The organism is Pseudomonas fluorescens (assembly GCF_001648775.1).
In the GTDB taxonomy this organism is placed as follows: domain Bacteria; phylum Pseudomonadota; class Gammaproteobacteria; order Pseudomonadales; family Pseudomonadaceae; genus Aquipseudomonas; species Aquipseudomonas fluorescens_M.
This window is the reverse complement of record NZ_LVEJ01000018.1, coordinates 170,145-183,905: the sequence shown is the minus strand read 5'-3', so window position 1 is coordinate 183,905 and position 13,761 is coordinate 170,145. Positions and strand designations below refer to the sequence as shown.

The window sequence follows — 13,761 nt, the reverse complement described above, 5'->3', positions numbered from 1 at the left end:
AACACCACAAAACCCTGTGGGAGCGAGCCTGCTCGCGAAAGCTGTGTGTCAGACGACATCATCGTTAATGACACGCCGCATTCGCGAGCAGGCTCGCTCCCACATGGGTAAGTATTTCGCTCAAGGGCTGTAGTAACCCACGGCGACAAGGAAATGCCCGGCCTTCTTCAGATAGGCGTGTTTGTCCTCGACCTTGCCGGTCACCGGGTTCTTCCAGCGGTATTCATACTCACCTTCATCCTGCTTGCCGATCAACGCCAGAATCGGCTCGCCCACCGGCTTGCCTTCCGGATCCTTGACCTTGCCGAAGTCGGTGTTGATCAACCGCAGATTGGTGCCGTGAGCGACGTAGCGCTGCGTGTCCAGATCGACCACGAACACGTACAAGTCATCCTGCAAATAGCCGCCCTTGAGCGAGTTGATCGCCGTCAACGTGCCCTTCTCGTCCTTGCTCAGGTCAGTCGCCGCTTTGTCGAGCAAGGCTTTGGCCTGCTCGGCCGAGGCTCGCGGCAAGTAATAACCGACCGCCAGAATCCGCTGGCCGATGCGCTGATAAAACACGTGCTTGCGCTCGACCTTGCCGTCGGCCTGATTCTGCCAGCGGTATTCCGCCTGCTGGATGCCATTGCCCTCGGGCACCCGCAACGCCTCCTTGAAGGCTTTCTGCAAATCCGCGCCGAGCACTTCGCTGACATCACGACCGATCAACGCTGAGGAAGGCCCGCCGCTGGCGAGCATCACGCCTTTGGTGTCGACCACAAAGACGTAGCGATCCTTGTCGACAAACTCGCCCTGGCGGCTGAACGCGGCAAACGCCTTGTCGCCGTTGTCGTGATAGTAAGCGAGTGCTTTCTCCAGCAAGGCGATGGCGGCCTGGCTGTCATCCTTGGCGGTGGTGGCGGCGCTGGCCTGGCCAAGGCCGGCCAATAACATCAAACAGAGCCAGGCGAATTTTTGCACAAACCCCATGACGCATCCCTCGTTCTTGTTGGTGTTTCAAGAGCGTAGACGGCTTGGGGTGATGTACGAGTATTCAGAATGATGCAGGGGATTACAGAGTCCCCTGCACTGATCAACAAAGCTTCATGGGCGGGAATTGATCTGCTGCTGCAAATTCTGGATCTGTGCCTGCAGCGTGTTGATATTGCGGGTCATCTGCCCACGAAAGGCGTCGAATTCGGCGGTATTGCCGCCACCCTGAGGTGCAGCCGGACGATTGTCCTGCTCGCTTTTGAGCACGACGATTTCCTGCTCCAGACGATCAATCGCAGCGCTCGGATTACCCTGTTTCTTCAACGCCGCGATATCGGCACCAAGGCTCTTGAACTGTGCATCGAAGGCTTTCAACTGCGCGTCGACCTTGCTGGTATCGGCCGGCGTGCTCTTCACCGTCGCAAGCTCCGCGCTCAAGGCTTTGACCTGTGCCTGCAACTGCGTATTGGCGTTCTGCTGTTCGGTGGTCTGCGCGGTCATCTGCGCCAGACGCTTGTCCAGATCGCTGGCCTGACCGGCCACGCCCTGCTGCTGTTTGCTCTGGTCGAGCAACTTGCCTTCGAGCTGTTTGATCTGCAGCTTCAGCGCTTCGCTGTCGCTGCTGACGTTGGATTGACTGGCCACGACCTTGCCGGAAATGTCCTGCAAGCGCCCCGCCGCCTCTTCACTGATCCGCGCAAAGCTTTCCTGGGTGGCGACCAGTTGCTGCTCCATCAACGAGATTTGCTGAAAGCTCCACCAGGCGAGGCCGATGAAGGCGAAAAACAACGCGCCGACCAAGGCCCACAACGGGCCGGTGCTGGCGGCTTTGACCTTGACCACCGGCGGTGTACGCGAGTGCACGGAAGTACGGGCGGTGGTCGGAATGTCATCGTCGTCGAAGGTGTCGGCACGCAGGCTCGGGACATCATCGAAATCGTCGTGGGCATCATTACGCATGGACATTGAGGCAACCTTTGTGAAACGCGGTGATGGCTAAATGCTGCGAAGTATAACCGCCGCAGCCGCAGGGATTGACCCCCAAGCGGGTACGCGGTTCATTGCCGGCCGGCCAATTCGTTTCAGCGGATGTCCTGAGCTTTCCACCATACGCAGAACTCATCCAGCGCCGACCACAGGCTGACTTTCGGATCGTAGTCCAGATAATGCCGGGCGCGGCTGATGTCGAGGGTGAAATTTTTTTTCATCACCTGCATGCCCAGGCGCGACAGGGTTGGCTCCGGGCGCCCCGGCCAGAGCTTGCACGCGCCTTCGTTGAGCGCCGCGACGCTGTAGGCCAGGCCATACGAACGGTATTTGCTGACCTGCGGCACGTCCATCTTGCGCATCACGTAATTGACCACATCCCACAGCGGCACTGGCGCGCCGTTGCTGATGTTGTAGGCCTTGCCCAGCGCGGAACCGGCAGCAAGCAGACTGCTGAGCAGCGCTTCGTTGAGGTTCTGCACGCTGGTGAAATCGACTTTGTTCAGGCCGTTGCCGATGATCGCCAGCCGGCCTTTGCGCTGCATGTTGAGCAGACGCGGGAAGATGCTCATGTCGCCGGCGCCGGTGACGAAACGCGGGCGCAGCGCGATGGTTTCGAGGCCGAACTCCTGCGCCCCAAAGACCTTTTGCTCAGCCAGGTACTTGGTCGCGGCGTAGTGATGTTTGAAGCGCTTGGGCACCTGTTCTTCGGTGAGGTTGAGGTGATCGCGACCATCGAAATAGATCGATGGCGACGAGAGATGCACCAGGCGCCGAACGCGCTGCTTCAGGCAGGCTTCGACGACGTTTTCGGTGACCTGCACGTTGCCCTGATGAAAGTCCTGGTAACGCCCCCACAGGCCGACGGCACCCGCACAATGCACCACGGCCTCAACGTCGGCACACAGTTCGCGTACCAGATCGGGATCGGTCAGATCGCCGGGCACAAATTCGGCACCACGGCGCACCAGATGCTCGACGCTCTCGGCCCGGCGACCGTTGACCCGCACGTCCAGGCCCTGCTCCAGGGCGAAACGCGCAAAGCGTCCGCCAATGAAGCCGCTTGCGCCGGTGACCAGAATTTTCATGCAAAACTCCAACAAAAAGCAGCTGCAAGCATCAAGCCTCCAGCTGCAAGTAAAAACGGTGCGCAAGCCCACAACTTGCCGCTTGCAGCTTGACGCTTATGGCTGTTTTAAAGGCACTAGCCATTGCGCCGATGAACGCACCAATTGCTCGGTCAGCAAGCCTAGAAGCTGACCGCCATTGCGCCAATGATGCCAGTACAACGGCACGTCGATCGGTTTATCTGGCAACAACTCGCGCAACACGCCGCGTTGCAACTGATCGCGCACTTGCAGTTCCGGCACCAGTCCCCAGCCGAGACCGGCTTCGGTCAGGCGGATGAAACCTTCCGAGGACGGGCACAAATGATGCTCGAATCCGCCGTCGACGCCCAACGAGGCGAGATAACGATGCTGGAGAAAGTCGTCCGGGCCGAACACCAGCGCCGGCGTGCGCGGCAATTGTTCGGCGCGTACGCCGTCGGGGAAATGCCGCTCGATGAACGCCGGGCTGGCCAGCGCGCGATAACGCATCGCCCCGAGCAAGACACTGCGTGCGCCGGCTACCGGTCGTTCACTGGCACAAAGGCACGCGGCCACTTCACCGGCGCGCATGCGTTTGAGGCCGACTGTCTGGTCCTCGACCACCAGATCAAGCAATAAATGTTGCTCGGCACAAAAATCGCCAACCGCTTCGGCCCACCACGTGGCGAGACTGTCGGCATTCAGGGCAATGCGCAGGCGCTCCGGCAAACCCTCTTCGTCCAGCGCAGGCACCAGGGTTTGCAAGTCGCGCTCAAGCAAACGCACCTGCTGCACATGGTTGAGCAGACGCCGGCCAATCTCGGTCGGCGATGGCGGCGTGCCGCGCACCAGCACCGGCTGACCAACCCGCGCTTCGAGCAGTTTGATCCGCTGCGAGATCGCCGATTGCGACAAGCCCAACACCTGCGCGGCACGTTCGAAGCCGGCCTGCTCGACCACGGCGGCCAGAGCGGAAAGCAATTTGTAGTCGAACATCAGTTTTCCTAATGAGCGATCAGCACTATTGGTTTTTCTTATACAGCGTTCGACCGGAGAATAGCCAGCAAGCACTCTTTATCAAGGAACACTGCAATGGCTGGCGAAACCTCACTCACAACCCTGTTGCGCAGCATGAGCCCGCAACTCAATGCCGGTGAATACGTGTTCTGTACCCTGCGCGACGGCCAGTTGCCGAGCGGTGTGGACATCCTCGGCAGCTTTCGTGAGCAGGAAGGTTTGACGGTGATTCTCGAACGCGCGCAGGCCGAACAGGCCGGTTTCAATTTCGACTACGTCGCCGCGTGGATCACCCTCAATGTGCACTCGGCGCTGGAAGCCGTTGGCCTCACCGCCGCTTTCGCCACCGCACTGGGCAAGGCCGGGATCAGTTGCAACGTGATCGCCGGTTACTACCACGACCATCTGTTTGTCGGCCAGGCCGATGCCGAGCGCGCCATGCAGGTGCTGCGCGATCTGGCAGCCAACGCGGAGTGAATCTTATGTGGCAAAGCTATGTGAACGGCCTGCTGGTGGCGTTCGGACTGATCATGGCGATCGGCACGCAGAACGCGTTTGTATTGGCGCAGAGCCTGCGTCGTGAGCACCATTTGCCGGTGGCGGCATTATGCGTGGTGTGCGATGCGCTGCTGGTCGCCGCCGGGGTATTCGGGCTGGCGACGATTCTGGCGCAGAACCCGACGCTGCTGGCGATCGCGCGTTGGGGCGGCGCGACGTTTTTGATCTGGTACGGCAGCCAGGCGCTGCGCCGGGCCTGTTCGAAACAGAGCATGGATCAGGGCGAAAACCAGACCGTACGTTCGCTGCGCGCGGTGATGCTCAGCGCTTTGGCGGTGACACTGCTCAACCCGCACGTTTATCTGGATACGGTGTTGCTGATCGGCTCTCTCGGCGCGCAGCAATCGGTGCCGGGCGCTTACGTGGTCGGTGCTGCGAGCGCCTCGCTGTTGTGGTTTTTCACCTTGGCATTGGGCGCTGCGTGGTTGGCGCCATGGCTGGCGCGTCCGAGCACCTGGCGGATTCTCGATCTGGTGGTGGCGCTGATGATGTTCACGGTCGCAGGGCAACTGATATTGGCTTCCTGATTTATTCCAAAAGGCTCTGGAACCTCTATTCCACACAGTTGTTGCGTGGTTATGCCGCAACCCCGGTGCTATGATCGAAACCCTGCGCCGCAAAGAGTAAAAACTCGCCGGTGCATTTCTGGCCGCCCGTGATCGGCCTTGCGCTCACCGCAACAGACCTGATTAGGAGAATCATCATGGCTTTCGAATTGCCGCCGCTGCCTTACGCACACGATGCCCTGCAGCCGCACATTTCCAAGGAAACCCTGGAATACCACCACGACAAGCACCACAACACCTATGTCGTGAACCTGAACAACCTGGTGCCAGGCACCGAGTTCGAAGGCAAGACCCTGGAAGAAATCGTCAAGACTTCCTCGGGCGGTATCTTCAACAACGCCGCTCAGGTCTGGAACCACACTTTCTACTGGAACTGCCTGGCGCCAAACGCCGGCGGTCAACCAACCGGCGCGCTGGCTGAAGCCATCAACGCTTCGTTCGGTTCGTTCGACAAGTTCAAGGAAGAGTTCAGCAAAACCTCGATCGGCACCTTCGGTTCCGGCTGGGGCTGGCTGGTGAAAAAGGCTGACGGTTCCCTGGCCCTGGCCAGCACCATCGGCGCCGGCAACCCGCTGACCAGCGGCGACACCCCGCTGCTGACCTGCGACGTCTGGGAACACGCTTACTACATCGACTACCGCAACGTTCGTCCGAAGTATGTCGAAGCGTTCTGGAACCTGGTCAACTGGAAGTTCGTTGCTGAGCAGTTCGAAGGCAAAACCTTCACCGCTTAAGCTGCGCGCCAGTCAAAAAACCCGGCTTTTGCCGGGTTTTTTTATGCTCGCAGATTGTCTCCCTCAAGATCGGATTTCTCTCACGGCAAAAGCATCCTCCCGCCCCTTGCCGCCATGCCACAGCGGGCTAACATCAAAACAGCGAAAAAATGCTGCGAACCGCTCAAGTTGAGGGCCAAAACTACCGACACAGTACAAATAGGGCTAATACTCCAGACAGCAGCATTTCGGCCAACGCCACAGGCAAATGCCCCTGGGCCTGATTGTCCCTTTGACTGCCAACTCGGGATTGCCAATACTCATGGCAACTTGACGCTACCCGCACGGATTAAGGAATAACCCTTTGAAGCTGGAACTCAAGAACAGCTTGTCGGTGAAGTTGCTCCGGGTCGTGCTCCTGTCGGCATTGATCGTCGGCGTAGTCTTGAGCTGCGCGCAGATTGTTTTCGATGCCTACAAAACCCGTCAGGCGGTGGCTGGCGACGCCGAACGCATCCTCGACATGTTCCGCGATCCCTCGACTCAGGCCGTTTACAGCCTCGATCGGGAGATGGGCATGCAGGTGATCGAAGGCCTGTTTCAGGACGATGCCGTGCGTCAGGCCTCCATCGGCCATCCCAACGAAGCCATGCTCGCGCAGAAATCCCGCGAGTTGCAGCATTCCAACAGTCGCTGGCTGACTGACCTGATCCTCGGTCAGGAACGCACCTTCACCACGCAATTGGTGGGGCGTGGTCCATACAGCGAATATTACGGCGACCTGAGCATCACCCTCGACACCGCCACCTATGGCGAGGGTTTCATCGTCAGTTCGGTGATCATTTTCATTTCCGGCGTGCTGCGCGCACTGGCCATGGGTCTGGTGCTGTATCTGGTTTACCACTGGCTGCTGACCAAACCGCTGTCGCGGATCATCGAGCACCTCACCGAGATCAACCCGGATCGTCCCAGCGAGCACAAGATCCCGCAGCTCAAGGGCCACGAGAAAAACGAGTTAGGGATCTGGATCAACACCGCCAACCAGTTGCTCGAATCGATCGAGCGCAACACCCATCTGCGCCACGAAGCGGAAAACAGCCTGCTGCGCATGGCTCAGTACGACTTCCTCACTGGCCTGCCCAATCGCCAGCAATTGCAGCAGCAACTGGACAAGATTCTGGTCGACGCCGGCAAGCTGCAACGGCGGGTCGCGGTGTTGTGCGTGGGGCTGGATGACTTCAAAGGCATCAACGAACAATTCAGCTACCAGACCGGCGACCAATTGTTGCTGGCCCTGGCCGATCGCCTGCGCGCCCACAGCGGCCGCCTCGGCGCCCTCGCCCGTTTGGGTGGCGATCAGTTCGCACTGGTCCAGGCCGACATCGAACAACCCTACGAAGCGGCAGAACTGGCGCAGAGCATTCTTGATGATCTGGAAGCGGCATTCGCCCTCGACCATCAGGAAATCCGCCTGCGCGCGACCATCGGCATCACCCTGTTTCCGGAGGACGGCGACAGCACCGAGAAACTGTTGCAGAAGGCCGAGCAGACCATGACGCTGGCCAAGACCCGCTCGCGCAACCGTTATCAGTTCTACATCGCCAGCGTCGACAGCGAGATGCGTCGTCGTCGCGAACTGGAAAAAGACCTGCGCGATGCCTTGCTGCGCGATCAGTTCTATCTGGTTTATCAGCCGCAGATCAGCTATCGCGATCACCGTGTGGTCGGCGTCGAAGCGCTGATTCGCTGGCAGCATCCGGAACACGGTCTGGTGCCGCCGGACCTGTTCATTCCGCTGGCCGAGCAGAACGGCACGATCATCGCCATTGGCGAATGGGTGCTGGATCAGGCCTGCAAGCAATTGCGCGAATGGCACGATCAGGGCTTTGCCGATCTGCGTATGGCAGTGAACCTGTCCACCGTGCAACTGCACCACGCCGAGTTGCCGCGCGTGGTCAACAATCTGCTGCAGATGTACCGCCTGCCGCCGCGCAGCCTGGAACTGGAAGTCACCGAAACCGGCCTGATGGAAGACATCAGCACCGCCGCCCAACATTTGCTCAGCCTGCGCCGCTCCGGCGCGCTGATCGCCATCGATGACTTCGGCACCGGGTATTCATCGCTGAGTTACCTGAAAAGCCTGCCGCTGGACAAGATCAAGATCGACAAGAGCTTCGTTCAGGATCTGCTGGATGACGACGACGATGCGACCATCGTTCGCGCAATCATTCAACTGGGCAAGAGCCTGGGCATGCAGGTCATCGCCGAGGGCGTGGAAACGGCTGAGCAGGAAACGTACATCATCTCCGAGGGCTGCCACGAGGGTCAGGGTTACCACTACAGCAAGCCGCTGCCGGCGCGCGAGCTGAGTGCCTACCTCAAACAGGCGCAGCGCAGTAACGCGGCGATCCTTTGATCCATGCCACTGCACCGTCGTAAATAAGAAATATTTCCAGCCACAACCCTTTACACATAATGCGAAAGATTTGCATTATGTCGCAGTTTTGCGCACCCCCAGCGCGAGTCCACTCAACTATCGAAGCAGGATGTTCGCCATGATTCGTATGCCTCTGGCTACCGCCAGTCTGCTGGCCATCGCTATTTCCCTCGCCGGTTGCGGCGAAGGCAAAGACAAGGCTGCAGCTCCAGCCGCGCCGACGCCAGCCGCCAGCACCACCGCTCCTGCGGCTGCGCCTGCCGCTGCCGGTAAAGTCGACGAAGCCGCCGCCAAGGCCGTGGTCGCGCACTATGCCGACATGGTCTTCGCCGTTTACAGCGATGCCGAATCCACCGCGAAAACCCTGCAAACCGCCGTCGACGCCTTCCTCGCCAAGCCGAACGCCGACACCCTGAAAGCCGCCAAGGCTGCCTGGGTCGCCGCGCGCGTTCCGTACCTGCAGAGTGAAGTGTTCCGCTTCGGCAACACGATCATTGACGATTGGGAAGGTCAAGTTAACGCCTGGCCACTGGACGAGGGTCTGATCGACTACGTCGACAAATCCTACGAGCACGCACTGGGTAACCCGGGCGCCACCGCCAACATCATCGCCAACACCGAAGTTCAGGTCGGCGAAGACAAGGTCGACGTCAAAGACATCACCCCGGAAAAACTCGCCAGCCTCAACGAGCTGGGCGGTTCCGAAGCCAACGTTGCCACTGGCTATCACGCCATCGAATTCCTGCTCTGGGGCCAGGATCTGAACGGTACCGGCCCTGGCGCTGGCAACCGTCCGGCTTCCGACTACCTGGAAGGCGCCGGCGCCACTGGCGGTCACAACGATCGTCGTCGTGCCTACCTGAAGTCCGTGACCCAACTGCTGGTCAGCGACCTGGAAGAAATGGTCGGCAACTGGAAGCCGAACGTGGCTGACAACTACCGCGCCACTCTGGAAGCCGAGCCGGGCGAAAGCGGTCTGCGCAAAATGCTCTTCGGCATGGGCAGCCTGTCGCTGGGCGAACTGGCAGGCGAGCGCATGAAGGTGTCCCTGGAAGCCAACTCCCCTGAAGACGAGCAGGATTGCTTCAGCGACAACACCCACAACTCGCACTTCTACGATGCCAAAGGCGTTCGTAACGTTTACCTGGGCGAGTACACCCGTGTTGACGGCACCAAGATGACCGGCGCCAGCCTGTCGTCGCTGGTGGCCAAGGCTGATCCGGCGGCTGACACCGCACTGAAAGCCGATCTGGCGGCAACTGAAGCGAAGATCCAGGTCATGGTCGATCACGCCAACAAGGGTGAGCACTACGACCAGTTGATCGCTGCCGGCAACACCGCTGGCAACCAGATCGTTCGCGACGCCATCGCGTCCTTGGTCAAGCAGACCGGTTCGATTGAAGCCGCTGCCGGTAAGCTGGGCATCAGCGACCTGAACCCGGACAACGCTGATCACGAGTTCTGATCAACAGCGTCCGCGTCAAAAAAAGGCGACCTTCGGGTCGCCTTTTTCATGTCTGCCAAACACAACCCCCTACTTCAGGGTGTGTTCGATATCAGGTACACCACCCATCCCTGTGGGAGCGAGCCTGCTCGCGAAGGCGGTATCTGCCGCCACATTTTCAGCGCGTCGGACACCGCTTTCGCGAGCAGGCTCGCTCCCACAGGGTTTCCATGGGGTCCAAGGCTTGCGCTGTATCAAGCAAACGATAATTCCTCTTATTCAAACCCCCTCGCCCTGTTAGACTTTGCGCCTTTATTTTCGCCCGTCCGCAGGATGTCTGATGCCCTCGCTGCCTCTTCGCTTGTCTGCACTGTTGCTGGCCCTGGGCCTGAGTGCCTGCGATGACGCCCCGCGCTTCACCAAGGCCGAGCCTGGTGAAGCACGCTCGGGTGGCGCGGCGACCGTGCGCAAGACTGATCAGAATGCGTTCTCGCTGCCTTCGGCGAATCTGCCGCCGTCGCGGCGGGTGGACTTCAGCGTCGGTAACAGCTTCTTTCGCAGCCCATGGGTGATCGCGCCGTCGACCACCACGGCGCGCGATGGTCTCGGCCCGTTGTTCAACACCAACGCCTGCCAGAACTGCCACATCAAGGACGGTCGCGGTCATCCGCCAACGCCGGATGCGGCCAACGCGGTGTCGATGCTGGTCCGGTTGTCGATTCCCGATGCGCCGGAATATGCCCGGCTCATCGAGCAGGTCGGCGTGGTGCCGGAGCCGGTCTACGGCGGCCAGTTCCAGGACATGGCCGTGCCCGGCGTCGCCCCGGAAGGCAAGGTGCGCGTCGACTACACCCCGGTGCCCGTGCGTTTCAAGGACGGCACCGAAGTTGAACTGCGCAAGCCGCTGTTGCAGATCACCCAGCTGGGTTACGGTCCGATGCACCCGGACACGCGTTTTTCCGCACGGGTCGCCCCGCCGATGATCGGCCTCGGCCTGCTCGAAGCGATCCCCGAAGAAGCGATCCTCGCCAACGCCGCCGCGCAGGCCAAAGCGAAAAACGGCATCCATGGCCGCCCCAACCAGGTCTGGGATGACGCATTGCAGAAGACCGTCATGGGCCGATTCGGCTGGAAAGCCGGGCAACCGAATCTCAATCAACAGAATGTTCACGCGTTTTCGGGTGATATGGGTCTCACGACCAGCCTGAGACCCTTCGATGATTGCACCGACGCGCAAACCGCCTGCAAACAGGCGCCGAACGGCAATGGCCCGGACGGCGAGCCGGAAGTCAGCGACAACATCTTGCGTCTGGTGCTGTTCTACAGCCGTAACCTCGCCGTCCCTGCGCGTCGTGGCGTCAACGAAGCAGACGTCATCGCCGGCAAGAACCTGTTTTTCCAGGCCGGTTGCGATTCCTGCCACACCCCGAAATACACCACCGCCGCCAACGCCGCCGAACCTGAACTGGCCCATCAAGTGATTCGCCCGTACAGCGATCTGCTGCTGCATGACATGGGCGACGGCCTGGCCGACAACCGCACGGAATTCCAGGCCTCCGGCCGCGACTGGCGCACGCCGCCGTTGTGGGGGATTGGCCTGACGCAAGCGGTCAGTGGCCACACCCAGTTTTTGCACGATGGCCGTGCGCGCAATCTGCTCGAAGCGGTGCTCTGGCACGGCGGCGAAGCGCAAGCGGCACAGCAACAGGTTTTGTCTTTCAATGCCGAGCAGCGCGCCGCGCTGCTGGCTTTTTTGAACTCACTTTAAACACTGATAAAAGAATCGGGAGCCCGACATGTTCCGTCCCAAGCTACTGTTCACCAGCCTTGCCGCACTCGCCCTCGGCGCCTGCTCGCCGCAGGATCCGCAAGCGGTCACCTCGGCGGCCATCGCCAAATCGGTGATCCTGCCGACCTACACCCGCTGGGTCGAAGCCGACAAACAACTGGCGGTCAGCGCCCTCGCCTACTGCCAGGGCAAAGAAACCCTGGAAACCGCCCGCGCCGACTTCCTCCACGCGCAGAAAGCCTGGGCCGAGTTGCAACCGCTGCTGATCGGTCCGTTGGCCGAGGGCAACCGTTCGTGGCAGGTGCAGTTCTGGCCGGACAAGAAAAACCTTGTCGGCCGTCAGGTCGAGCAACTGGTCGTCGCCCAGCCGCAGATCGACGCCGCCGCACTGGCCAAATCCAGCGTCGTGGTGCAAGGCCTGTCGGCCTACGAATACATCCTCTTTGACGCCAAGCCTGACGTGGCCAATGCCGAACAGAAAGCCAAGTACTGCCCGCTGCTGATCGCCATCGGCGAGCGTCAGAAACAACTGGCTGAAGAGATTCTGCAGAACTGGAACAACACCGATGGCATGCTCGCGCAGATGACCAAGTTCCCGAATCAGCGTTACGCCGACTCCCACGAAGCGATCGCCGATCTGCTGCGTGTGCAGGTCACCGCGCTGGACACCCTGAAGAAAAAACTCGGCACGCCAATGGGCCGCCAGAGCAAGGGCGTGCCACAGCCGTTCCAGGCCGATGCCTGGCGCAGCCAGTCCTCGCTGACCGCACTGGAAGCAAGCCTCGCCGCCGCCAAAACCGTGTGGGAAGGCGTCGACAACAAAGGCCTGCGCGGTCTGTTGCCGGCTGAGCAAAAGCCGTTGGCCGACAAGATCGATGCTGCCTACGCCGCTTCGCTGAAACTGTTCGACAGCACCCAGCGTTCGCTCGGCGAAATGCTCGAAGACGACGCCGGGCGTCAGCAACTCAATGACATCTACGACAGCCTCAACGTCGTCCATCGCCTGCACGAAGGCGAACTGGCCAAGGCGCTGGGCATCCAACTGGGCTTCAACGCCAACGACGGTGACTGATGAGGGCAAGTGCCATGCTGCGACGTCAGGTTCTGACTTTAGGTAGTGCACTGCTGGGAGCAGTGACGCTGGGCGGCTGGACGCTGTTCAAACGCAAGGATCAGAGCCCGCTGCTGCTGTCGGCGCGCGACGACACCGACGGCAAGCATTACGCCGTCGGTTATCGGCTGGACGGCACGCGTGTGTTCGCCACGCAAGTCGGCCAGCGTTGCCACGACATCATCAACCACCCGACGCAGCCGATTGCGCTGTTCGTCGCACGGCGTCCGGGCACCGAGAGTTACCTGATCGACCTGCGCGACGGTAAATTGCTGCAGACCGTGACCTCGCAGCCGAACCGGCACTTCTACGGTCACGCCGTGGTGCACAAGGACGGCGAATACTTGTACGCCACCGAGAACGACACCACCGATCCAGGTCGTGGTCTGCTCGGTGTGTACAAGTTCGAGGGCGAACGGCTGGTGCACAGCGGTGAGATTTCCACCCACGGCCTCGGTCCGCATCAAGTGTCGTGGATGCCCGATGGCGAGACACTGGTGGTGGCCAATGGAGGGATTCGCACCGAGGCGGAAAGCCGCGTCGACATGAACCTCAACGCCATGGAGCCAAGCCTGGTGCTGATGCAGCGCGACGGCACACTGCTGAGCAAGGAAACCCTCGCCCAGCAGATGAACAGCGTGCGCCATCTGGGCATCGCCAGCGATGGCACCATCGTCGCCGGTCAACAATTCATGGGCGCCTCGCACGAGCGTTCGGAGCTGTTGGCGATCAAGCGTCCGGGGCAACCGTTTGTGGCGTTCCCGGTGCCGGAGCATCAGTTGCAGTCGATGGGGCATTACACCGCCAGCGTCGCGGTGCACAGCGATTTGCGTCTGGTCGCGCTGACGGCACCGCGTGGCAATCGCTTCTTTATCTGGGATCTGGACAGCGGCGAAGTGCGCCTCGATGCGCCGCTGCCCGATTGCGCCGGCGTCGGTGCAGTGAAGGATGGTTTTGTCGTGACCTCCGGTCAGGGGCGTTGCCGTTACTACGATTGCCGTCAGGATGAGCTGCTGGCCAAACCGCTGGAATTGCCGGCGGGGCTCTGGGACAACCATCTGCATCTGATGGCGTAACCC

General features: G+C 60.6%; 12 protein-coding genes. 8 read left to right on the top strand and 4 right to left on the bottom strand.

What is annotated here, in order from left to right; all coding sequences use genetic code 11:
• Positions 1–120: 120 nt before the first annotated feature.
• The 4 genes from A8O26_RS17070 to A8O26_RS17055 form a co-directional block, all read right to left on the bottom strand.
• A complete protein-coding gene (locus A8O26_RS17070; RefSeq protein ID WP_064119029.1) occupies positions 121–969 on the bottom strand; it encodes a cache domain-containing protein in 849 nt (282 codons plus the stop codon).
• Positions 970–1,083: 114 nt separating this feature from the next.
• On the bottom strand, positions 1,084–1,938 hold the full coding sequence (locus A8O26_RS17065; RefSeq protein ID WP_064119028.1) for a hypothetical protein: 855 nt from the start codon (positions 1,936–1,938) through the stop codon (positions 1,084–1,086).
• Between the two features lie 116 nt (positions 1,939–2,054).
• A complete protein-coding gene (locus tag A8O26_RS17060; RefSeq protein WP_064119027.1) occupies positions 2,055–3,047 on the bottom strand; it encodes an NAD-dependent epimerase/dehydratase family protein in 993 nt (330 codons plus the stop codon).
• Positions 3,048–3,143: 96 nt separating this feature from the next.
• Positions 3,144–4,043: a LysR family transcriptional regulator ArgP gene (locus A8O26_RS17055; RefSeq protein ID WP_064119026.1), complete on the bottom strand. Its 900-nt coding sequence runs from the start codon at positions 4,041–4,043 to the stop codon at positions 3,144–3,146.
• Positions 4,044–4,139: 96 nt separating this feature from the next.
• Between A8O26_RS17055 and A8O26_RS17050 the strand changes: the two genes are divergently transcribed.
• The 8 genes from A8O26_RS17050 to A8O26_RS17015 all read left to right on the top strand — a co-directional run bounded on the left by A8O26_RS17050 (position 4,140) and on the right by A8O26_RS17015 (position 13,758).
• On the top strand, positions 4,140–4,541 hold the full coding sequence (locus A8O26_RS17050; RefSeq protein WP_064119025.1) for an ACT domain-containing protein: 402 nt from the start codon (positions 4,140–4,142) through the stop codon (positions 4,539–4,541).
• A 5-nt stretch (positions 4,542–4,546) separates the two neighbouring features.
• Positions 4,547–5,149: a LysE/ArgO family amino acid transporter gene (locus A8O26_RS17045; RefSeq protein ID WP_064119024.1), complete on the top strand. Its 603-nt coding sequence runs from the start codon at positions 4,547–4,549 to the stop codon at positions 5,147–5,149.
• A 176-nt stretch (positions 5,150–5,325) separates the two neighbouring features.
• The gene (locus A8O26_RS17040; RefSeq protein WP_008085479.1) at positions 5,326–5,922 is read left to right on the top strand and encodes a superoxide dismutase; all 597 of its coding nucleotides are present in this window, start codon (positions 5,326–5,328) and stop codon (positions 5,920–5,922) included.
• Positions 5,923–6,265: 343 nt separating this feature from the next.
• Entirely contained in the window at positions 6,266–8,317 is a 2,052-nt protein-coding gene (locus A8O26_RS17035) for a putative bifunctional diguanylate cyclase/phosphodiesterase (protein WP_064119023.1), read from the top strand.
• 139 nt (positions 8,318–8,456) lie between these two features.
• Positions 8,457–9,803, top strand: coding sequence for an imelysin family protein (locus tag A8O26_RS17030; RefSeq protein ID WP_064119163.1), 1,347 nt, complete (start codon positions 8,457–8,459; stop codon positions 9,801–9,803).
• 319 nt (positions 9,804–10,122) lie between these two features.
• Positions 10,123–11,550, top strand: coding sequence for a di-heme oxidoreductase family protein (locus A8O26_RS17025; protein WP_064119022.1), 1,428 nt, complete (start codon positions 10,123–10,125; stop codon positions 11,548–11,550).
• 28 nt (positions 11,551–11,578) lie between these two features.
• Positions 11,579–12,643: an imelysin family protein gene (locus A8O26_RS17020; protein WP_007916589.1), complete on the top strand. Its 1,065-nt coding sequence runs from the start codon at positions 11,579–11,581 to the stop codon at positions 12,641–12,643.
• A 14-nt stretch (positions 12,644–12,657) separates the two neighbouring features.
• Entirely contained in the window at positions 12,658–13,758 is a 1,101-nt protein-coding gene (locus A8O26_RS17015) for a DUF1513 domain-containing protein (protein WP_064119021.1), read from the top strand.
• The last annotated feature ends 3 nt before the right edge of the window (positions 13,759–13,761 follow it).

What these genes read in the sequence shown, in the direction of transcription:
- A8O26_RS17050 (WP_064119025.1), top strand. Translation starts at nt 4,140, where the DNA reads ATGGCTGGCGAAACCTCACTCACAACCCTGTTGCGCAGCATGAGCCCG.
- A8O26_RS17030 (WP_064119163.1), top strand. Translation starts at nt 8,457, where the DNA reads ATGATTCGTATGCCTCTGGCTACCGCCAGTCTGCTGGCCATCGCTATT.
- A8O26_RS17060 (WP_064119027.1), bottom strand. Translation starts at nt 3,047, where the DNA reads ATGAAAATTCTGGTCACCGGCGCAAGCGGCTTCATTGGCGGACGCTTT.
- A8O26_RS17015 (WP_064119021.1), top strand. Translation starts at nt 12,658, where the DNA reads ATGCTGCGACGTCAGGTTCTGACTTTAGGTAGTGCACTGCTGGGAGCA.
- A8O26_RS17025 (WP_064119022.1), top strand. Translation starts at nt 10,123, where the DNA reads ATGCCCTCGCTGCCTCTTCGCTTGTCTGCACTGTTGCTGGCCCTGGGC.
- A8O26_RS17055 (WP_064119026.1), bottom strand. Translation starts at nt 4,043, where the DNA reads ATGTTCGACTACAAATTGCTTTCCGCTCTGGCCGCCGTGGTCGAGCAG.
- A8O26_RS17065 (WP_064119028.1), bottom strand. Translation starts at nt 1,938, where the DNA reads ATGTCCATGCGTAATGATGCCCACGACGATTTCGATGATGTCCCGAGC.
- A8O26_RS17045 (WP_064119024.1), top strand. Translation starts at nt 4,547, where the DNA reads ATGTGGCAAAGCTATGTGAACGGCCTGCTGGTGGCGTTCGGACTGATC.
- A8O26_RS17020 (WP_007916589.1), top strand. Translation starts at nt 11,579, where the DNA reads ATGTTCCGTCCCAAGCTACTGTTCACCAGCCTTGCCGCACTCGCCCTC.
- A8O26_RS17070 (WP_064119029.1), bottom strand. Translation starts at nt 969, where the DNA reads ATGGGGTTTGTGCAAAAATTCGCCTGGCTCTGTTTGATGTTATTGGCC.
- A8O26_RS17040 (WP_008085479.1), top strand. Translation starts at nt 5,326, where the DNA reads ATGGCTTTCGAATTGCCGCCGCTGCCTTACGCACACGATGCCCTGCAG.